At 33.8% G+C, this 22,368-nt stretch carries 21 protein-coding genes; 19 read left to right on the forward strand and 2 right to left on the reverse strand.

The window, feature by feature from the left end:
- The first annotated feature begins 10 nt into the window (after positions 1-10).
- Entirely contained in the window at positions 11-400 is a 390-nt protein-coding gene (locus M1R53_RS02250; RefSeq protein WP_070599170.1) for a hypothetical protein, read from the forward strand.
- Positions 401-429: 29 nt separating this feature from the next.
- On the opposite strand, the gene M1R53_RS02255 is transcribed toward M1R53_RS02250, so the two are convergent.
- Together M1R53_RS02255 and M1R53_RS02260 are read right to left on the reverse strand one after the other, a co-directional pair.
- The gene (locus tag M1R53_RS02255; protein WP_249242926.1) at positions 430-693 is read right to left on the reverse strand and encodes a GIY-YIG nuclease family protein; all 264 of its coding nucleotides are present in this window, start codon (positions 691-693) and stop codon (positions 430-432) included.
- On the reverse strand, positions 693-1,133 hold the full coding sequence (locus tag M1R53_RS02260; protein ID WP_249242927.1) for a regulatory protein RecX: 441 nt from the start codon (positions 1,131-1,133) through the stop codon (positions 693-695). The genes M1R53_RS02255 and M1R53_RS02260 overlap by 1 nt, the downstream gene beginning before the upstream one ends.
- A 99-nt stretch (positions 1,134-1,232) precedes the next feature.
- On the opposite strand from M1R53_RS02260, the gene M1R53_RS02265 reads away from it, so the two are divergent.
- From M1R53_RS02265 to M1R53_RS02350, 18 genes are all read left to right on the forward strand, one after another.
- On the forward strand, positions 1,233-1,652 hold the full coding sequence (locus M1R53_RS02265) for an FHA domain-containing protein (protein ID WP_249242928.1): 420 nt from the start codon (positions 1,233-1,235) through the stop codon (positions 1,650-1,652).
- The gene (locus tag M1R53_RS02270) at positions 1,653-2,882 is read left to right on the forward strand and encodes an FtsW/RodA/SpoVE family cell cycle protein (RefSeq protein ID WP_249242929.1); all 1,230 of its coding nucleotides are present in this window, start codon (positions 1,653-1,655) and stop codon (positions 2,880-2,882) included.
- Complete coding sequence (locus M1R53_RS02275; protein WP_249242930.1) at positions 2,875-4,266, forward strand: peptidoglycan D,D-transpeptidase FtsI family protein; 1,392 nt, start codon at positions 2,875-2,877, stop codon at positions 4,264-4,266. The genes M1R53_RS02270 and M1R53_RS02275 overlap by 8 nt, the downstream gene beginning before the upstream one ends.
- 14 nt (positions 4,267-4,280) lie before the next feature.
- Entirely contained in the window at positions 4,281-6,074 is a 1,794-nt protein-coding gene (pepF, locus tag M1R53_RS02280; protein WP_085840525.1) for an oligoendopeptidase F, read from the forward strand.
- An 8-nt stretch (positions 6,075-6,082) separates the two neighbouring features.
- Positions 6,083-6,943 carry a diadenylate cyclase CdaA gene (cdaA, locus tag M1R53_RS02285; protein WP_019214964.1) on the forward strand — a complete coding sequence of 287 codons (861 nt, stop codon included), beginning with the start codon at positions 6,083-6,085 and terminating at the stop codon, positions 6,941-6,943.
- The gene (locus M1R53_RS02290) at positions 6,900-8,147 is read left to right on the forward strand and encodes a CdaR family protein (RefSeq protein WP_249242931.1); all 1,248 of its coding nucleotides are present in this window, start codon (positions 6,900-6,902) and stop codon (positions 8,145-8,147) included. The genes cdaA and M1R53_RS02290 overlap by 44 nt, the downstream gene beginning before the upstream one ends.
- Before the next feature lie 188 nt (positions 8,148-8,335).
- Complete coding sequence (locus M1R53_RS02295) at positions 8,336-9,877, forward strand: ATP-binding cassette domain-containing protein (protein WP_249242932.1); 1,542 nt, start codon at positions 8,336-8,338, stop codon at positions 9,875-9,877.
- Between the two features lie 213 nt (positions 9,878-10,090).
- Positions 10,091-10,603: a translation initiation factor IF-3 gene (gene infC, locus M1R53_RS02300; RefSeq protein WP_026880720.1), complete on the forward strand. Its 513-nt coding sequence runs from the start codon at positions 10,091-10,093 to the stop codon at positions 10,601-10,603.
- An 11-nt stretch (positions 10,604-10,614) separates the two neighbouring features.
- On the forward strand, positions 10,615-10,806 hold the full coding sequence (gene rpmI / locus M1R53_RS02305) for a 50S ribosomal protein L35 (RefSeq protein WP_019214968.1): 192 nt from the start codon (positions 10,615-10,617) through the stop codon (positions 10,804-10,806).
- Between the two features lie 13 nt (positions 10,807-10,819).
- Complete coding sequence (gene rplT, locus M1R53_RS02310; RefSeq protein WP_019214969.1) at positions 10,820-11,170, forward strand: 50S ribosomal protein L20; 351 nt, start codon at positions 10,820-10,822, stop codon at positions 11,168-11,170.
- A gap of 69 nt (positions 11,171-11,239) precedes the next feature.
- The gene (locus tag M1R53_RS02315) at positions 11,240-12,583 is read left to right on the forward strand and encodes a TrkH family potassium uptake protein (RefSeq protein WP_249242933.1); all 1,344 of its coding nucleotides are present in this window, start codon (positions 11,240-11,242) and stop codon (positions 12,581-12,583) included.
- An 8-nt stretch (positions 12,584-12,591) separates the two neighbouring features.
- Positions 12,592-13,254, forward strand: a complete 663-nt coding sequence (locus tag M1R53_RS02320; protein WP_019214971.1) for a potassium channel family protein — start codon at positions 12,592-12,594, stop codon at positions 13,252-13,254.
- Positions 13,244-13,996, forward strand: a complete 753-nt coding sequence (locus M1R53_RS02325; RefSeq protein WP_249242934.1) for a TrmH family RNA methyltransferase — start codon at positions 13,244-13,246, stop codon at positions 13,994-13,996. Before M1R53_RS02320 ends, M1R53_RS02325 begins: the two co-directional genes overlap by 11 nt.
- Before the next feature lie 39 nt (positions 13,997-14,035).
- Positions 14,036-15,058 (forward strand): phenylalanine--tRNA ligase subunit alpha, encoded by a 1,023-nt coding sequence (gene pheS, locus M1R53_RS02330; RefSeq protein ID WP_249242935.1) that lies wholly within the window; start codon positions 14,036-14,038, stop codon positions 15,056-15,058.
- Between the two features lie 9 nt (positions 15,059-15,067).
- Positions 15,068-17,443, forward strand: a complete 2,376-nt coding sequence (gene pheT, locus M1R53_RS02335) for a phenylalanine--tRNA ligase subunit beta (protein WP_249242936.1) — start codon at positions 15,068-15,070, stop codon at positions 17,441-17,443.
- Between the two features lie 11 nt (positions 17,444-17,454).
- On the forward strand, positions 17,455-17,925 hold the full coding sequence (locus M1R53_RS02340; RefSeq protein WP_106018028.1) for a cell division protein ZapA: 471 nt from the start codon (positions 17,455-17,457) through the stop codon (positions 17,923-17,925).
- Positions 17,915-19,990, forward strand: a complete 2,076-nt coding sequence (locus M1R53_RS02345) for a U32 family peptidase (protein ID WP_249242937.1) — start codon at positions 17,915-17,917, stop codon at positions 19,988-19,990. Before M1R53_RS02340 ends, M1R53_RS02345 begins: the two co-directional genes overlap by 11 nt.
- Positions 19,991-19,998: 8 nt before the next feature.
- Entirely contained in the window at positions 19,999-22,368 is a 2,370-nt protein-coding gene (locus M1R53_RS02350; RefSeq protein ID WP_249242938.1) for an endonuclease MutS2, read from the forward strand.

Here is a 22,368-nt window from a genome sequence, read left to right on the forward strand (position 1 = left end):
GGGTGAAGTAATGGGTACTATAAAATCGATTTTAGAAAAAATACTTACAGAAGTAAAACCATATATGACAGAAACGTCACTTATATTTATAGTGGCACTTGTTTTTGCGGTTTTAGTTTTATTTTTGCATATAGCTTTTATGAAGTATAAATTTGTTAAATATATACCGACTATAAGCTTAATAATATTTGCTGTTTTTGTTTTATTGAAGGGTAATAAGAGAAGTATACTTCAAGCATCAATCATTGATATGAAGCTTGCAATCATTTCATTGACGGCTGCTTTTACCTCACTTTTTGTAGCTATAGCTATGGGTTCCATGGCAAAGAGAAGAAAGTCAAGAAAGACTAGAGTAAAAAGAAGTAAAAGTGAAGAAACAGATAAAGAAACAAGTAAATAAAATATAGAAAGAGTAGATATTTAAACCATCTACTCTTTTTTTGCGTCTTCTTCTATTAATTTTAATTTTGCTTCTTTATTAAGCTTTTTTATCGCTGCCTCTCTTTGCATTGCCTCTTCCTTGGTAAAAAAGCTCTCGTAGTGAACTAGCTCAAAGGGTCCGCGCCCTCTAGTGTATTTCGCACCTTTACCGCTTCTATGCTTTTCTATGCGCTTATAAATATTATCGGTGTAGCCAGTATAGATGGACCCGTCCTTGCACCTAAGCATGTATATATAATAAATCTTATTCATTATATATCGACTATGTTCTTTATGTCTGAGTAATCAAAGCCTCTGCTTATTAAAAAACGAATAATTTTATTTTTTCTCTTATACTCATCGGTCTCGCTCTTAGTTGCTTCAAGTTTTCTCTCGTAAGCTTCTTTAAGCGCATCATATTGCATATCACTTGCTTCTTCTATCGCTTCATTTATTTTATCGTCATCTATCCCTCTTTGTTTTAACTCGTAGACAATTTTTCTAGCGCCTTTATTTTTTATACGAAAACTATCTTCAACGAAAAATTTTACATACAAATCATCATCAACAAGGCCCACTTCTTCAATGTAGTCACAAACTTCACTCGTTTCTTCATCAGTAAAACCCTTTCTGATTAGATAATCATAGACATCTTTCTTCGTCTTAATGTTCTTTAAATATTTAATTGCATAATTATAAGCTTTTTCGTTCATAATACACCTCTAAATTAATTCTAACAGATTAGTAAATTTTTTTCAATATCCATGGCAAAAACTCTTCATTTGTGATAAAATAAAGATGAGGTGAAAGCTGTGGACTTTTTTTCAATATTGTCAATGATATTAAAATATATTTTTATAATAATTATATATCTTTTCGTTTTTCAAATAGCGAAGATGATTTTCCAAGATATAAAGTCTACTCAAGCTTCGAGGAAGGGCGCGTACTTAATGCTTTTAGGCGATGAAGAAAAAGATAAGATATATCCAATCAGAGAGAGCTTAAGCGTTGGCCGCGATAGATATTCAGATATAAGGCTTGATTATAATTTTGTATCAAAAAATCATTTTACAATTGAAGAAGATAGCGGAGAATATTATTTAAGTGATCTTGGTAGTAAAAACGGCACTTATGTCAATGGAACTAAGATTGATGATGAGGTCATCTTAGAGGACGGAGACATAATTGAGCTTAATGACATAAAATTTGTTTTTGTAAATAGGGAGCAATAAATGAGAAAAAAAGTAAAGATATCAAGTTCCTTATTGTTGGTCTTTATGTTTGTAATACTTGAACTTAGTTTATTTTTCTTCTACAAGGACATGAAGCCAACACAAAATTTTATATATTATACAGCTGGAGTACTTGTACTTATTTATCTATTAAATATTTTACTTATAAAGATATCACCAAAGGCGGATCGATATTTAAACCTTATCGTTTCAATGTTATTTTCAATAGGAACTTTTGAGATACTAAGGCTTGATGAGACGAGTGGCTTTAGACAAATTATTTGGATAAGTATAGGCATAATTGTATTTTATCTCGCCATATTTATATTAACGGCGATGAAAAATAAATTCAATAAGATGTTTTTTATAGTATTATCACTTATATACATACTATTTATAATTACACTTGTATTAGGCAAGACAAAGTATGGAGCAAGAAACTGGATCAGGCTTGGACCAATTAGATTTCAGCCGGGCGAGTTCATCAAGATATTATATATATTCTTGCAGGCGATTTATTATAAAAATTATAAGAGATACGCGTCAATTAAGTTTGGACCAGAGATATTTACTCTTATCTCATATAGCTTCATAATGTTTTTCTTCTTGCAAAAAGATCTTGGCTCAGCAGTTATCATCTACGGTATGATGATGTTTAGCGAATTTGTATTTGAGAAGAAAAAATATTTAAAGTATGTAAATTTACTTTTAGCAGTTGTGATGAGCGTCGCGAGCTATTATTTATTTAGTCACGTAAGAGTTAGGGTTTTAAGCTTTATCAATCCATGGGACTACATGGACGGTATTGGCCTACAAATAACACAGTCGCTCTTCGCCATCAGTTCAGGTGGTTTCGTCGGAACAGGAATTGGATTAGGACTTCCAAATACAATACCAGTTGCGACAAGCGATTTTATCTTCTCAGCTATATGTGAAGAGATGGGCACACTTGTAGGCATTGCAGTTATCATGCTATTTATAATGCTTATATCGAGAATGTTTAAAATATCACTAAAATCGAACGACACTTTTTATAAAGTTTTGAGCTTTAATTGTGCGGTATTATTTTCAATTCAATCGCTATTAATATTAGGCGGCGTTTTAAAATTGATACCACTAACAGGCGTTACGCTTCCTTTTGTTGCCTATGGAGGAACGTCAATTTTGGCGTCATTCATAGTACTAGCCATGGTGCAGCTTTCAAGTATAGAGGGTGAAGTCGATGGATAGAACGAATAAGAGAATTATAATTTCTTTAATAATATTTTTGGCGGCATTTTTTGGAATAATATTTTATTTAACATATTTCCAACTATTCTTGGCTAAGGACATAAAAAATAATCCTTACAACAGAAGAAATAGGGTCGACGAAGAAAATGTAATTAGAGGAACAATTTATGATAGGAAGGGTACGATCCTTGCTGAAACAAAAGTTAAAGGCGAAGAAAAGACCAGAATATATCCATTTGGACAAAGATACTCACACGTAATTGGTTACACTAGCAAAAAATATGGCAAGCAGGGTCTTGAAAGTACTTTCAACGATGTTTTGACGGGTACCGACAAAGACGATTATTTCAAAGATATAAGAAAGATTTTTAACGATAGAGCAGGTAAATCATTAGTTTTATCTATAGACAATGATTTAGAAGGCCTAATCGAGAAAAATTTTGCTAAAGATAAAGGCGCTGTCATTGTCATGGACAACAGGACTGGAGAGATACTTGCTATGCACTCAAACCCAGGATTTAATCCATCTACTATTGACCAAAACTGGGACGACTTTGTAAATTCAAATAACGGCGAGCTTTTAAATAGAGCAGCCCAAGGACTATATCAACCGGGCTCAACTTTTAAACTCGTGAGCGCTATGGCGATTTTAAAGTCAAAACAAGATTTAAATTATACAGATACAGGTAAAGAGTCGGTCGACTCATATATATTTAAAAATTCTGGCGGTAAAAAATATGGTAACATAGATTTAAACACAGCCATGAGCAATTCCATAAACACTTATTTTATTAATAAGATTATGAATATGGATAAAGATAAATTTTTTGATACGATTGAAGAATTTTATATCGATAAAGATTTTGATTTTGATTTAGTTTTTGCCAAATCAAAATTCAATAGAGATGCTGGCAAGACCGAGATAGCCTCTGACGCCATAGGTCAAGGCTCAATACTTGTTAGTCCACTCAATATGCTTATGATGACGAGCGCCATCGCTAAGGAAGGCGTTATGATTAAGCCATACATTGTTAAGATGGTCAAGGACAATAAAGGCACTTTGCTTGAATCGACTAAGAGTGAAATTTATAAAACTATTAGCAATAAAGAGGATGCAGATAAAGTTAAAGAGGCGATGATAGAGACAGCAAAGAGAGGTACTGCAAGCTCTTTACAAAGAAAAGGCTTTACAATTGGCGCAAAAACTGGTACAGCTGAGCTTGGCAAGGGCAAGTACAACGCATGGCTCGTAAGTTTCATTCAGTCGGATAAGCTTGATTATAGCATCTGCGTTGTGAGTGAAGACCAAAGAAAGATGGGTTACCAAATGCAAGGCATTGTTAAACTGATAAATAATTATTTAATAAAAAACTATAATAAATAGAAAGGGATGTTAACATGGACGAATTAAAAACAAGGGATCAAATTGAGGAACAATTTAAGTGGGATCTTACAAAAATCTTTGAAAGTGATGAAAAATGGCTTGAAGAGTACGAAAAGTTCTCTAAGGACTTTTTAAAGCTAAGTGATTATGAAGGAAAACTTGGTGAAAGCGCAAAGACTTTATTTGAATTTACTAAATTAAAATATGATCTTATTCATAGACTTGAATTAATTTATGTTTATGCAAGCTTAAAATTTTCACAAGACACTACAGATACAAAGAGCCAAGAGCTTGCTGACAAGGCACAATCAGTAGAAGTTAAGTTTTCAACAGTACTTGCTTTTGAATCACCTGAAATTTTAAAGATAGGAAGAAAGAAAATTGAAGAATTTATCTCTGAAGAAAAAGGCCTTGAAGAGTACAGAAAGACTTTTGAAGACATACTTAGATATGAAGCTCACACACTAAGTGAAAAAGAAGAGGCATTATTATCAAAAGCAGGCGATTTATATAGTGCACCAGATGATATCTACCAAATGTTCTCTTATGCTGATCTAAAATTTGATTCAGTTGCAGATAAAGATGGCAAAATGCATCCACTTAGCTCAGGTGTATTCACTAAGCTTCTTTCATCAGATGATGAAGTTTTAAGAAAAAATACATTTAACACATACTATGACAATTATGCTGATCATATCAATATGCTTGCAGCTACATTAAAGGCAGCTGTTAAGAAAAACATTTTTAGAGCAGAAGTTAGAAATTTCAAGAGCGCTAGAGAAGCGGCACTTTTTGCAAATGCTGTTGATGAAAAGATTTATGACAATCTAATCGAATCAGTTCATGATAAAATTCACTATCTTCATAGATATATGAAGCTTAGAAAGAAATACATGGGGCTAAAAGAACAACACATGTATGATATATACATGCCAATGCTTAGCAGCTTAAAATTTGAGATAGATTATCCAGAAGCAACTGAAATTATAAAAGAAGCAATTGCTCCACTTGGCAAAGAATATCAAGACATTGCTTATAAGGGATATCACTCAAGATGGGTTGACGTTTATGAAACAAAGGGCAAAAGAGGCGGAGCCTTCTCATCAGGTGTTAAGGGCACTTATCCATACATCTTATTAAATCATAATAAATCAGTTGACTCATTATTTACATGCTGTCACGAAATGGGTCACTCAATGCACTCGTACTTAACAAACACAAATCAACCTATTCAATATGCTAACTATAGTATATTCTTAGCAGAGATAGCTTCAACAATGAACGAAACACTATTAACTCATTACATGATTGACAATGCTAAGACTAAAGAAGAAAAATTATATTTCATAGATAATTATCTTGAATCATTTAGAACAACACTATATAGACAAGCGATGTTTGCTGAATTTGAAAATATAATTCACAAGTACGCTCAAGAGGGCGGCACATTAAACGCTGATTTCTTAAATAAAACTTACTATGACTTAAATAAATTTTATTATGGTGAAGATGTAGTTGTTGATGACAAAATCAAATACGAATGGGCAAGAATACCTCATTTCTACTACAATTTCTACGTGTTCCAATACTCAACAGGTATCAGCTGTGCTACAGAATTTGCTAGAAAAGTTCTTTCTAAAGAAGAAGGAGCAGTTGAAAAATATCTTGGCTTCTTATCAAAGGGATCAAGCGAGTACCCAATTGACATACTTAAAGAAGCTGGAGTAGATATGACTAAGAAGGACCCAATACTAAACAGTTTAGATACATTTAATGAATTTATGGATAAGTTTGAAGAACTTATGTAGGAGGACCTATGTTCGAACAAGTTAAGGATGTATTAGTAAATTTTAAACTAAGCTACCTTGTCGACATCACAATCATTGCCTTAATAATATATCAACTATATAAGCTTGTTAAGCAAACAAGAGCCGAGCAGCTAACAAAAGGCTTCTTGGCCTTGCTTATAGTTACCAAGCTAAGCGACGTTTTTCACCTATATACACTTAGGTGGTTAATCGAAAACCTATTCAATGTAGGTCTTATCGCTTTAGTTGTTGTGTTTCAGCCAGAATTGAGACGTGGACTAGAGTATATAGGAAGGATGAAGTTTTTTTCTAAATCCATTTCCGAGTTTAAAAAAGAAAATTTTTCAAGAACAGTTAATGAGATAGTTGACGCCTGCCTATCATTATCAAGGCAAAAGATAGGCGCACTTATAGTAATCGAGAGAAAAACTGGTCTTAACGAGATAGTTGATACAGGTACTGATATAGACGGACTTGTATCAAGTGACTTACTTATCAATATATTTATACCAAACACACCTCTACATGATGGTGCAGTAGTTATTAAGAGCGATAAGATTAGAGCTGCTGCTTGTTTTTTACCATTAACAGATAATCAAAACGTTCCAAGAGAATTAGGTACAAGACATAGAGCGGCACTTGGCGTAACAGAGATGAGTGATGCACTTGCAGTTATAGTATCAGAAGAGACAGGATCCATATCCACAGCAGAAGAAGGCGTTATTTCAAGATACTTAGACGAAAATACACTTAGAGAAAAATTATTAAGCGTTTATTTACCAGAAAGTAGCGAAGAAAAAGCATTATTTAAATGGAGGGCAAAAGATGAAGTTCAAGATGAAGAAGTTCAAGATCAAGAACAAGAGTAATATCATTGCAAAAGTAGTCTCAGTCATCGTTGCTATCTTCCTTTGGTACTATGTTATGGGACTTGTCAATCCAGAAGAAACAAGGACATATAGAAATATTAACGTAGCATTTAAAAATATTGAATACCTTAATAACACTAAACTTGTTAATCTTGGACCAAATGAGGCAAAAGTTTCAGTTCAAGTAAAAGGTAAAAAGAGTGAGCTTGATAATATTAACGAAAACAATATCAAAGCAGCCATAGACTTTAGAGGCTACGATTCAGGTCAAGTTAGGATACCAGTTAAAGCTGAAATTATCGGTCAATACAATACACTACAAGTAACATCAGTTGGACCATCAGAGGTAATTTTTAATCTTGACAGCGTTGAATCATATAAGAAGCCTATAGAAGTAAGACAAAAAGGCGAAGTTAAAGAAAATTGCGCCTTGTCAGACATATCCATGGACGTGGAAAATGTTAAATTGACAGGACCAGAAAGCTATTTAGCAAAAGTTGATAAAGTTATAGCCGAGATTGATTTAACAAATAAGGATAAACCATTTACAATATCAAGTAAATTATATGCAGTTGATATAAAAGATAATCAAATCGATCAAGTGAGTCTATATCCACAAGTGGTTAATATCAATGTACAGATAGATAAAACAAAATCGGTTCCTATAGAAACAGACTTTGTAAGTCATTTGCCAAGCAATTACAAAATTGTTAATATCAAAACTAATCCACAAAAGCTAGTTATCAAAGGACAAGACGATATCGATAGTGTTAATTCAATCAAGACAGAAAAGATAGAGGTAAGCGATGCAGTTGAGCCAAAAGATGGCGAATTAGTAGTTAAACCAATACTCCCACAAGGCGTTTCACTTCTTGATGATAGTGTAAAAATCACGGTGACATATGAAGTAGAAGAAGAGGCAGAAAAAGAAATTAAAGTGCCTATAGAAAATTTTGAGCTAGTTAATCTAAAAGATGATATGGAGCTAAGAGATACAAATGAAAAATTTATCACAATAAAATTAAAAGGATACAAATCCGTCTTAGACAAGATAGACGAAGAAACATTCAAGCTTAGGGCAGACGCATCAAACGTAACAATAGAGGGCAAACAACAACTTAGACTTGAGCTAGTAACAGACAAAGAGTATCTGGATTTAATTAACGACACTATTAGCCTAGACTTTGCAATGAAAAACAATTAAAAAAATAATATGAAGAAAAACTGAGTAAGATCTTACTCAGTTTTCTTTTTATATAAGAAAAATTTATAATAAACGAATAAAGTATAAAATTTACAAATATATATAATATTGCTTGCAAATTTTTAGGAGGGTGGTATAATGGATATAATAAGAATTTATTTTGATAAATCATTATAAGGGAGGGTCTTATGAAGTACAAGAAATTTTTTATAATCATGTTTATCTTGATACTGTGTTCATCGATATCAGCACTACTTGCGCCGATATTTATACAGCTATGGAAGGCAAATGGCACGTCACTTGATACAAAGAAGATAGTATTTATAGTCTTACTTATACTTGCATCAAAAGTGCTTACTATATTATTTACAATATTTAGAGAAAAGTTTGCAAAAGAGTATAATAAAGGCAATTTTATTTCTTACATAAAAAACATTTTCAATATGAACTACGATAGCATCATAGAAAAAGGCGCTATGAACTTACTAGAGAGGGCATCGATATCTGTTAACAGCATCTACTCCTTCATGATGAGTGGCTACATACAGATATTCTCCTCACTTTTAGTTGCCTTAGTATGTTTAATTTTAATTGCTAATGTAAATTTGTATTTAGCATTGATAATGCTTTTAGCGCTACCTATAAATTATTTTGGCTATAAATTATTAAATAAGAAGCTAAAGAAAAAGTCTGAAGAGATGCAAAAGAGCACGGGCATGGGATTTCAAGAAATACTTTCTTATGTACAAGAGGTTGACTATGTAAAGCAGCTATCTGATAGATCTGTGATATATAACAAATTAGAGCCAGCGACTGAAAAAGTTTATGGCAGCATGGCAAGGGTCAATGAGTACGCTCAGTCAATGACTGTAGTTTTAGAAGGTATTAACGAGATCATCAAAACACTTTTACTGCTAATAGTTGTTTATGATTACATGGCAAACAGCAGCAGCATTTACTCAATTATACTAGTTACACTAATCTTCCCTTTATATTTTGCTAATGTATCGACAATAACTAATTCAAATATTGAGAAGAGAAATTTTGATATAGCAAAAGATTTTGAAAAAGAACTTATTGCGAATAAAGAGGCCGATGGCAGTGAAGCAATTGACATGATTAATGATATAGAGCTTGATATCAGTAGCATAAATATTAAGGATATGAAGCTTGATTTTAATGCAAATGCAAAGCTTAAGAAGGGAGACATCGTTAGAATCAACGGAGCAAACGGTAGCGGTAAGAGTACTTTTGCCAAGGGACTAGTAAAGTTTAGAGACGTTAAGATAATTAAAGTGAATGGCATAGACATTGATAAGTGTAAAAATGAAGACATAAGAGATCGTATTGAATATGTTGTTCAAAACGCACCTATAGTCAACGGTTCACTAAGAAAAAATCTTCTACTTGATTTTGATGACGGAAGCCACATAGATTTAACACAAAACCAATTTATTAGATCCATACTTGAAAAGAAATCACTTGACGACGAGATACTTATTGGCGGCACAAACTTATCCGGAGGCGAAAAGCAAAAGATATCATTTGCAAGGTCTTTACTAAAAAATCCTGACGTACTCGTTTTGGATGAGATATGCTCAAACATTGACAAGGAATCGACGAAAGAGATATATGATTACTTAGATAAGACTAGAGAGGAAAGGATATGCTTCATCATTAGTCACGACGACTTGACAAGTGGCTTAATTAATGTTAATATAAACGCATAGTATGACTCTAATACCATTGTCATAGTAAAATATTTTTGCAAAATCAAAAAAAGTACTTGACAAATAATCTATATGAGTATATACTATATGAGTAATGAATAATAAAACAAGAAGAAAAATGCTTTCTCACCTTATAACCGGTTGTTCATAAGGTTAATTAATTGTATTGTACGGGCATTTTTTATGCCCGTTTTTTTAATGGAGGTGTAAACAATTAAAGAGCTACTAATCAACGAAGAGATTAGAAATCCGAAGATAAGACTTATTGGTGAAGATGGAACACAATATGGTATTGTCGATAACAGCAAGGCTTTAGAGATAGCAGAAGCTGCTAAGCTTGACCTTGTAATGGTTTCTCCAAATGCTGACCCTGTTGTTTGCAAGGTCATGGACTACGGTAAGTACAGATATGAACTGCAAAAGAAGAACAAGGAAGCTAAAAAGAAACAAAAGGTTATCAATATCAAAGAGATCAGAATGACTCCAAACATTGAAGAGCATGACTTAAATGTCAAGGTTAGAACTACACAAAAGTTTATTCAAAATGGGGACAAGGTTAAGGTATCCGTTCGCTTTAGAGGTAGAGAGATGGGACACACTGAGCTTGGTAAAGAAGTTCTTGATCAATTTCTTGAACTATTAGGTCCTGAAGCTATGGTTGAAAAAGCACCAAAGTTAGAAGGAAGAAACATGTCTATGACTGTTATTCAAAATAATAAAAATTAGGAGGAATACAAATGGCAAAGATGAAAACACACAGAGCGTCTGCTAAGAGATTTAAAAGAACTGCTTCTGGTAAATTAAAAAGATTTAAAGCATACAAGGGTCACTTAACAGGAAAGAAATCTGCTAAGAGAGTAAGAAATTTAAGAAAAGGATCATTAGTATCAAAGGGCGATCAAAAGAGAATCGACTCTATGGTAATGTAGTAGGAGGATAAATATGGCTAGAGTTAAAAGAGCAGTAAATGCTAAAAAGAATCATAAAAAAGTTTTAAAACAAGCTAAAGGATATTTTGGCGCAAAGAGCAAGCTATTTAGAACTGCTAACGAAGCAGTTATGAAGTCACTTAGCTACGCATATATTGGTAGAAAGAACAGAAAGAGAGACTTCAGAAAACTTTGGATAGCTAGAATTAACGCTGAATGCAGAGTAAACGATATGAGCTATAGCAAATTTATCGGTGGTTTAAAGAAATTAAATATTGACATAAACAGAAAAATGCTTTCCGAAATGGCTATTCATGATAAAGAAAGCTTTAAGAATTTAGTTGATATGGCAAAGAATGCTTAAAGTTCTCAATTTTGGGAACTTTTTCTTTTCTATATGGCAAAAATTCTTGATTTGTAGTAAAATATACTTATGGAAATAAGAAAAAAATTATTTAAAGACAAATTGAACCCGCCACAAGTTTTGGCGCTAGGTTTTCTATCCTTAATACTTATAGGTAGTATACTTTTAAATCTACCTATAGCTTCATCAAGCGGCAGCTCTATTGGCTATGTAAACAGTTTATTCACATCAGCATCGGCTGTGTGCGTAACTGGCTTAACAGTTCTTAATACTGCTAGGGACTTCACGCCTTTTGGTCAAGTCATCATCATCACTTTGATACAATTTGGTGGACTTGGTATAATGACTTTAGCTACTGTTGGCTATATCATTATGGGCAAGAAGATATCTTTCAAAGAAAGGCTTATGATTAAGGAGCAATTAAATACTGAATCAATACAAGGTATAGTTAAGCTAACCAAAAAGGTTATCGGCTACACTTTCTTTCTTGAGATGATGGGATCATTACTATTAGCCCTTCGCTTTGTTCCTATGTTTGGCTTTGAAAAGGGCTTAGCCTTTAGCATATTTCATGCGATAAGTGCCTATTGTAATGCTGGCTTCGATATATTTGGCGATTCTTTAATTATATTTCAAAATGATTATTATGTTTTGCTTATACTATCGCTACTAATTATATTAGGAGGCTTAGGCTTTACTGTTTATGCGGATTTATTAGCAAAAGATAAGCTAAGAAAGTTAACGCTTCATTCGAAGGTAGTGCTTATCATGACTGGATCGCTTTTAATCATAGGTACACTTAGCTTTTTATTATTTGAAAGCTCAAATCCTGGCACTTTGGGTTCTATGAACTTTCCATCAAGACTTGCAAACTCATTTTTCCAAAGCGTTTCGCCAAGAACAGCAGGATTTTATTCTGTAGATATGTCTAAGATTAGAGAAACAACCATATTCTCAACTATAATGCTTATGTTTATAGGCGGATCACCTGGATCAACAGCAGGTGGTATTAAGACAACAACATTTGCCTGTCTACTCCTTACGACTATATCTGTAGTAAAGGGAGAGGAAGATGTTAACTGCTTGAATAGAAGGTTACCATTCGAAACGATTAAGAGAGCTGTATCAATATTTTTAATTGGCTTAGCTATAGTTTTTTCAACAGCTATCATACTAACAATTACCGATAGCTCTTTAAAGTTTATCAACCTACTTTTTGAGTCAACATCGGCCTTTGGCACAGTTGGCTTAAGCGCAGGCATAACTGATAAACTTAGCACTCTAGGAAGGCTTGTAATCACTCTAACTATGTATATAGGTAGGGTTGGACCGCTTACTATGGCATACGCTTTTGCCAAGAGAAACAAAAAGAGAGACTTTAGAAACGCACCAGGCAACCTAATGGTTGGATAGGAGGATATATGAAATCATTTGTAATAATTGGACTTGGAAGATTTGGTATGGCTCTTTCGAAGGAGCTTTCGAGGATAGGTCACGAGGTCTTAGCGATAGACTATGACCCGGCTTTAGTAAGTGAAGTGGCTGACTATGTTACTCATGCTGTTGAAGCTGACGCAAAAAATGAGATGGCACTTAAAGAGATAGGTTTATCAAATTTTGATGTTGCTATCATAAGCATAGGCTCTGACCTTGAAGCGAGCATCATCGCTACGCTTACTTGCAAAGAGCTTGGTATCAAGACTATAATTGCTAAAGCTACTAGCGAGTCACATGGTAAAGTATTATCAAAGATAGGTGCAAACAAGATTATATTCCCAGAAAGAGACATGGGTACAAGGCTTGCACATAACTTGACATTCAAAAACATTATTGATTACATCGAACTTTCTAGTGAGTACTCAATCGCTGAAGTTAAGATACTTAAGTCATGGATAGGTAAGTCCCTACTTGACCTTAAGCTTAGAAATATTTATGGCGTCAACGTCATTGCTATTAAGAACGATGACAATATCGATGTGTCACCAAAACCAGATAAGGGTCTTGAACAAGGAGATGTTTTAGTTCTTCTTGGTCAAGTTGACGATATAAGTGCCTTGGAAAAGGACTCTCAAAATGAGCAATAGTCTGATCACATCCAAGGACAACAAAATTTATAAATTAATCAATTCCTTAAAGAAGCCCAAATATAGAAAGAAAAATTCTATGTTTATTCTTGAAGGAAAAAGATTGGTTTATGAGGCTATAGAACGCTCTGCGTCTATAGTGTACATAGTTATTAATGAAGACTTTGATGATGAAATCATATCTGATAAGTCTTATGAAATTGTTAAAATCGAGAATAATTTATTTAAAAATATACAAGATACAGTTACATCTCAAGGCATAATCGCAATTTGCAGAGAAAAATTAGATGAAGCTTATGATTTTGATGAAAAAACAGTTTTATACTTAGAAGATATTCAGGATCCGGGCAATTTAGGGACAATAATTAGAAGTGCGGCATCATTTGATGTGAAAACATTAATATTATCAAAAAATTCCTGCGATGTGTATAACGAAAAAGTTTTACGCGCATCCATGGGAGCCATATTTTTAGTTGATGTTCACTATGAAGATTTAAATATAATAAATACATTCAAAGAGCATGGCTACAAAGTTTACTCAACATCGCCAAGAGGCAAGGCCATAAGCTATACTGACGAAAAGGCTTTTATACTCATGGGTAATGAGGGCAATGGCTTAACAGAAGAAGCGTTTAAGATGAGCGACGAGACCATCACTATTGCTAACACTGGCAAGCTTGAATCACTTAATTTAGCTGTAGCAAGCTCAATTATCATATATGAAAGATATTTAATGCAATAGTAGCAATATGTGGTATAATATAAGTATCGGAGGAAGCATATGAAAGAAGAACTATTAAAAATTAAAGACGAAGCCAAAGCTTTGATTGAAAAAGCTGAGGATTTAAAGAGTTTAGAAGATTTAAGAGTTAAATTTTTAGGCAAGAAAGGTGATTTAACAGCCATACTTAAGATGATGGGCTCTCTATCAGCTGAAGAAAGACCTGTTATGGGCCAACTTGCTAACGAAGTAAGAGAAGACATTGAAGCTCTTCTAAAGAATAAATTTGACGACTTAAATGCTCTTGAAAGAGAAAAAAGATTAGATGAAGAGACTTTGGACATAAGTATTGATAAGGATTTAGTTTCACTAGGCCATGAGCATCCGCTAATCAAGGTTAAGGAAAAACTTGAAGATTTATTTATGAGGATGGGCTTTAAGGTTATAGAAGGACCTGAGATTGAAACTGTTGAAAATAACTTTGATCTACTTAACGCACCACAAGATCACCCATCAAGAGATATGTCTGATACTTTTTATATTGATAAAGAAAATTTGCTTAGAACACAAACATCGCCAGTACAAATTAGAGCGATGAAAAAGTATGGAGCACCGCTAAAGATGGTTTCTTGCGGAAGAACATTTAGGTTTGATGACGTTGATAACACTCACTCACCAATGTTTTATCAAATGGAAGGACTTGTAGTAGGCGAAAATATTTCTTTAGCGAATTTAAAATTTACTATAGATCAATTTGTTAGAGAACTTTTAGGTGAAAAGATACAAACTAGATATAGACCGCATCACTTCCCATTCACAGAGCCAAGCATGGAGGTTGACGTTACTTGTCACAAGTGTGCAGGAGAAGGCTGTGAATTTTGCGGAGGAACTGGCTGGTCCATGGAATTACTAGGCTGCGGCATGGTACACCCAAATGTGCTTAGAAACTGCGGCATAGATCCAAAGAAATACTCTGGCTTTGCCTTTGGTTTCGGAGTTGACAGAATCACTATGGTTTCGTATGGCATCAATGATATAAGATTGCTTTATGAAAACGATCAAAGATTTTTAGATGAGTTTTAGGAGGACGATATGTTATTACCAATTAGATGGCTAAAAGATTATGTAAATATTGATTGCGACAATAAAAAACTAGCTGAAGACATCACTTTAACAGGTTCTCACGTAGATGGCATCGTTGACTCATTTAAGGGCCTTGAAGGTGTTATAACTGTTAAGATTAAGCGCATAGAAAAGCATCCAGATGCTGATAAATTAAGAGTTTGCTATGTTGATGATGGCAAGAGCGAGATTGTTATAGTAACTGCTGCACCAAATGTTAAAGAAGGCGACATAGTGCCACTTGCTACAGTTGGAGCAATAATTGCTGGCGGAAACAAGATTGAGGAGCATGACTTTAGAGGAGTGGTTTCTTATGGTATGTTCTGCTCGTTAGCTGAGCTTGGATACGATACAAACGTAATCAACAAAAAAGTAGCTGAAGGAGTTTTAATTCTTGATGAAGATACTCCTATAGGCAAGGATATAAGAGAAATACTTAATTTAGAAGAAAAGGTTTTAGATATTGAGATTACACCAAACAGACCTGACTGCTTAAGCGTTTTAGGCATGGCAAGAGAAGCGAAGGCAACATTTAATAAAGATTTAAAAGAACCTGAGTATAAAGAAGCAAAAGACTCTGATGAAATTAAAAAATATATTAAAAATATATCTATCGATACAAAAGACTGTTTAAGATATTATGCAAGAGTCGTAAAAGATGTAAAGATAGCTCTTTCTCCACTTTGGATACAACAAAGACTTATGGAGTCGGGTGTTAGACCTATTAACAATATAGTCGACATTACAAATTATGTTATGCTTGAACTTGGCGAGCCGCTTCACGCTTTTGATGTAAATACTATTAAAACAAAAGAAATTCATATAAAAAATGCTAAAGAAGAAAAATTCACTACACTTGATGAAATCGAAAGAGATTTAAAGCCTGAAGATATCGTTATAACAGATGGAAGTGAAAATCTTGCTCTAGGAGGCATCATGGGCGGACTTGACTCTTCCATTACAGATGCTACTGAAACTATCATGCTTGAAGGAGCTAGTTTTAATAGATCTCAAATCAGATACACATCAAAGAGACTTGGCCTTAGAACAGAAGCTTCGAATAGATTTGAAAAAGGCATTTCTCCTTTAATGTCGAAAAAGGCAGTTGATAGAGCTGCTTATCTAATTGAGCTATTAGGCGTAGGTACTGTGGTTGATGGCTACTATGATATTGTTAACTACGAAGAAAAAGACGAAGTGATTAAGTCTGATCCAGCTAGAATCAATAATTTACTTGGTAGCGATTTAAGTGTTGAGACAATGCTTGATAATTTATCAAGACTTGGCATTGAAACAAAATATGAAGACGGCCTTTTAATTTCAAAGTCACCATATTACAGAACTGACCTTGCAATTGAAGAAGATATAGCTGAAGAAGTTGGCCGTATCTATGGTTTCCACAATATCGAAGCAAAACCTATCAAGTCTGAAACATCAGTTGGTATGCTTGATTACAAGAGACAAATCGATAAGCACATCAAGACATTGCTTATAGGACAAGGCATGGATGAGATACTAACTTATTCATTCATCAGTCCAAAGAATTATGATGCACTTAATTTAAAAGAAAATCATGAATTTAGAAAATATATTGAATTAATCAATCCACTTGGAGAAGACTTTAGAGCGATGAGAACAACACTTATTGCTAATATGCTTAAAGTTTTATCGCTAAATATCAACAACATGAACGAAAAAGGTGCTTTCTTTGAATTTGGAAATACATTTGAAAAAGAAGGAAGTAAATATATTGAAAACAAGACTATGTCCGTAGGTTTCTACGGATATGGTGACTTCTATATGATTAAGGATATCTTAGTAAAAATACTAGAAGGACTTGCTATAGAAGGATATGAAGTAAAGAGAAGCACAGAAACAAGCATATTCCACAAGGGTAGAAGCGCTGATTTTTACATCGGTGGCGAGAAATTTGCAAGCCTTGGTCAAATTGATTACGCTGTTTGCGATAATTTCTCCATAAAAACAGATGTTTATGTAATGGAGCTTGATTTAGAAAAGATATATCCACTAGTTAATCTAGAGAGAAAATATGTTAAGATAAATAAATTCCCAGCAGTTAAGAGGGATTACGCCATAGTTTTAGATGATAAAGTGCCATTTGGAGACGTTAAGAATGAAATTTTATCACATGGCTTTGAAATTGTTAAAGACGTACAAATATTTGATATTTACAAATCAGATAAGCTTGGAGCTGACAAAAAATCATTAGCTTTCAAGATTAAGTATCAAGGCGAAAAAACTCTTAAAGATAAAGATATACAAAAGGTTGAGAGCGAAATTTTGGCTTCACTTGAAGAAAAATTCGCTGCCATCTTAAGAAAGTAAGGAGGTAGGAAATGCCAGAGAGAGTAACCGTTCATATAAACGGCAGAGATTTTAATATTCGTTCGGAGTATGATGAAAAGTATGTTTCAGACATCGCATACTATGTTAATAAGTTAATAAAGGATCTTTTAGCTAATAATCCAAGGCTTGACTCGCTTATGGCAACAACCCTTGCGACTGTCAATGTTACAGATGAATTATTTAAAGCACAAAAAAAGCTTAGCGAGTATGAAAACACTCCTATAAATAAGTCGGCGGAATACATGGACCTTAATGAAGCTTATCAAGAAGCTCTTAAAAAGATAGAAAAGCTTCAAGAAGAGCTTAATAACAAGGCGGACGAACTTGTTAAGACTAAGCTAAATACAGAAGATCTTTATCAACAGCTTAGCCGCATCAAAGAAGGAACAAGTCAAGACAGTGACTCAAAAACAATAAAAAATAATAACAAGAAAAACAATAACAATAATAATGTTAAATAAAAAGACAAAAGTACTAAGCCCTGTCGGCACCTACGAAGCGTTCATTGCAGCGCTTAAAGCAGGTGCTGATGAGGTTTATTTTGGAAGTGAAAAATTTAACGCAAGGCGCTTTGCAAAGGGCATTACAGATGAAGAAATAAAATCTATGATAGAGCTAGCAAAGCTTTATGATATCAAACTTTGCATGACAGTAAACATTATTTTAGATGATAAAGAAGTAGTCGACGCACTTTTTTTGATAGAAGAGTATAGAAACATGGGTGTCGATGCCTTTATCATTACTGATCTTGGTTTAATATCGCTTGTGAAAAAATATTTGCCAGATGTCGAGGTGCATGCGTCAACACAGCTAAATATAGCGAATCTATCGAGCCTTGACTGGGCTATTGAGAATGGATTTCAAAGAGCGGTTATAGCGCGTGAAAAGGACTATAGATTTTTAGAAAAAGCATCTGAAAAAGATATAGAGCTCGAAGCCTTTGTTCATGGAGCACTTTGTTACGCAGTTTCGGGTCAATGTCTAATGAGCTCACTCATAGGCGAAAGGTCTGGTAACCGCGGCACATGCGCACAGCCATGCCGTAAGATGTATGATGTTTATAGCGAAGGAAAATTATTAAGAGAAAAAATTTATGCTATATCTGAGTACGATTTAAACACTTTAGATTCAATCGATAAACTTGTGGGCCGTGTTGATAGCTTAAAGATAGAGGGCCGCATGAAAAATCCGTCTTATGTTTATCTTATAACTAAGCTATACAAGGATAAAATTTTAGGCGTAGAAAATACTCATAGACCTGACGAAGTCTTTAATAGAGGCTTTACAAAGGGTCATATATTAAAAGATGGCATGAACAAAATGCTGGTCAAAGAGAAAAAGCACTTTGAAGGCGGTTTTGAGCTAGAAGATTTTTCATTTACAAAAAAAGATATAAGTTTCGATTTAAAAGCAAAAATTGGTGAAAAAATAATTTTAACCCTTAATTATATGGATGAAGAATATATTAAAGAGTCTGAATACATAGTTCAAAAAGCAAAGACAGCTTCAATTGATAGAGAAAAAATTATTGATCCAATCATTAAGACTGGAAAAGAATTTTTTAATGTTAGAGAAGTGAGATTAGATGTAGATGAAGATGCCTTTATACCGGTTAAAGAGCTTAAATCCTTAAGAAGAGAGCTTATAGACGAGCTTCTTAAAAAAGATTTTAAGGGCGTTAACATTAATACCAAGAAAAAAGATATCTTGGCTCCTTATGATAATAAAAAGAATAATAAGCAAAAAATTATTCTTAGAGCCTCATCTTATAAAGACCTTAATGGAATTGATATAAACAAGGCTGATACGATTAGCTTATATCTAAATAAAGATAATATTAAATTTTTAAGTAAAATAAATATCAATAAAGAAGTTTATACATCAAACGCAGCGAGCGACGAAGACCTAGACGAGTACTATGATTTAATTAATGAGTATGGTAAAAATATTGACTCAATCGAAATAAGTGAGCTAGGTGCATATCAAAAGTTAAAAGACTTTAATAAAAAAATTTATGCTTCATATATGATGAATATTTTTAATTCAGAAGCCGCTAAATACATGAGTGAAAGCCATTTCTCGGGCTTTACATACTCACTTGAGATGAGCTTAGCACAGATGGAAAAAATCATGAACTATGGTCTTGAAACAAGGCTATTTACTTACGGATATCCGGTCGTGATGATGAGCAAGGCTTGTCCACTAGCAAATATTAGGACTGATTGCAATCAAAGATGCGAGACTTGTCCTATAAACAAGGTAAATGAACTAGTTTATGAGGATAAAGAGCGTTTTATCTTTACTCGTAAAAATAATTACACAAAGATTTATAACTCGCAAAAAATTTTTATGCTAGACAAGATGGACGATGCTAAAAAATTAGGGTCAACAAGCATTATCATAGACCTTGACAATGAAAATGATAAGAAAAAAATTAATGAATATATTGATAGAATTAATAATGGAGATGGAATAGACGCGATAGAAAGTTTTACTAGAGCGCATTACTACAAAAAAGTTTTATAGGTGAATAAATGGACAAAGCACTCAAAGTTTTAGAATATGACAAAATAATAGAAATGCTACTAGACTTGACTCAAGGGGAGCTTGCAAGAGACTTGGTAGAAAATCTTGAGCCGTCAAATGACATAGATGAGATAAGGAGCATGCAAGAGGAAACATCAGAAGCCTACAGGGTTTTAGTGAGGTACGGAGACATAGATTACTCGGCTGCATCACATATAAAGCATCTTGTCTCAAAGGCAAGTCTTGGATCCATGTTATTTATAGAAGATTTATACGATATAATGCAAAACATCTTCTTAGTAAGCTCAATTAAGAGATATTTAAAAACATGTATAGAAGATGAAAATTTAAATTTAAATCACTTAAGAAATCTTTATGATAGTCTAGCTTCACTTGATGATCTTAAGAAAAAGCTTAGCATGACCATAGTATCAAGAGATGAAGTTGCGGACAGCGCTTCGAGCACTTTAAGAAGCATAAGGCGTAGCAAAAAACTTAAGAATCAAGCGATAGAAGATAAATTAAACTCATATATAACTAGTGATAAAACAAAAAAATATTTACAAGATGCCATAGTTACTATGCGTGAAGGAAGGTATGTAATTCCTGTTAAAAATGAGTACCGATCAAGCGTTGAGGGTATGATTCACGACATATCTCAAAAGGGATCAACAGTTTTTATCGAGCCGATGGCAGTCGTTAAACTAAATAACGAGCTAAGAGAGCTTGAAAACGAAGAGAAAAAAGAGATAGAAAGGATACTTTATGAGCTATCAAGCGAGGTCTCTGAGTACAAGGCCTATCTTGAAACGAATGAAGAAGCTTTAAAAAGCATTTCATTTATATTCGCAAGAGCAAGGCTTGCTAGAGAGATGAGGGCGACAGAACCGATACTTAACGATAAAGGCTATGTCAATCTAAAAAATGCAAGGCACCCATTGATACCGAGAGATAAGGTAGTACCAACAACAGTTGAACTAGGAGATGAGTATACATCACTTATAATCACAGGACCAAACACAGGCGGCAAGACAGTTAGCTTAAAGACAGTTGGACTTATTACGCTGATGGCAAAGTCTGGATTAAACATACCATGCGATAATAATTCATCGGTAGCGGTCTTTGATAGAGTCTTTGCTGATATAGGCGATGAACAATCTATAGAGCAGTCACTATCAACATTTTCTTCGCATATGAAAAATATTGTTCATATAGTTGAAAATGCTGAGTATAATGATTTAGTTTTATTTGACGAACTAGGTGCAGGCACAGACCCAACTGAGGGAGCGGCCCTTGCCATATCCATATTAAAGCTCTTTAGAGAGAGAAGAATCAGGACCATGGCGACGACACATTACTCGCAAATCAAATTTTATGCACTTACGAGCGAAGGAGTGAAAAACGCGTCGATGGAGTTTAATGTTGATACCCTTTCGCCAACATATAGGCTCATCATAGGCATACCGGGTAAGTCAAACGCTTTTGAAATATCAAAAAGGCTTGGATTAGATCAAAAGATTATTGATAGTGCAAAAGAGCTTCTTAATGAGAATGATACTCGCTTTGAAGATGTTCTTAAGGCTATCGAAGAAGATAGAACTGAGATTGAAAACAAAAGAATTAAAATAAATGAAGAGAATGAAGAGATAGAAAAGCTTAGGGAAAAGCTTGAGAATAAAAATAAAAAACTTGAAGAAAGACAAGAAGCCATCATAAACAAGGCGAAGGAAGAAGCAAGAGAGATAGTTAAGAAGGCAAAAAGCGAGAGCGCTTTCATTATTGATGAACTAAAAGATATATCATCTTTATCGAAAAAAGAGGACAGACGAAGGCTTCAAGAGGCGAAGGACTATCTAAGAGACCTTGAAGATGAAAACAGATTAAAGATAAAAGATAATAAAAAGCGTACAAAAGAAATTCCAAAGGATATTAAGCTCGGCGAAAGCGTCAGAATCATTAGCATAGACAAATTTGGCGAAGTAGAAACGCTTCCTGATGAGAAGGGTGACTTAAATATTCAAGTAGGAATTATGAGTGTTAGAAGTAATATTAACGACATAGAACGAAGTGAATCGAAAGAAGAAGTAAAGGCTGAGAAAAAAACTAGGTCCATTAACAAAGCTAAGTCAAAAAATATAAGTTCAGAAATAAATTTAATTGGAAGAACAGTTGATGAAGCGATAATTTTACTAGACAAATATCTTGATGATGCCTACCTTGCAAGGCTTAAGGAAGTTAGAATAATTCACGGAAAAGGTACAGGCACACTTAGAGATGCAATAAGAAAGTATTTACAAAATAGCAAACATGTTATAGAATATAGAGAAGCAGATTATACGGAAGGCGGTTCGGGAGCTACCGTAGCTGTTATTAAATAG

The organism is Fenollaria massiliensis, assembly GCF_023347705.1.
Lineage (GTDB): Bacteria > Bacillota > Clostridia > Tissierellales > Peptoniphilaceae > Fenollaria > Fenollaria massiliensis.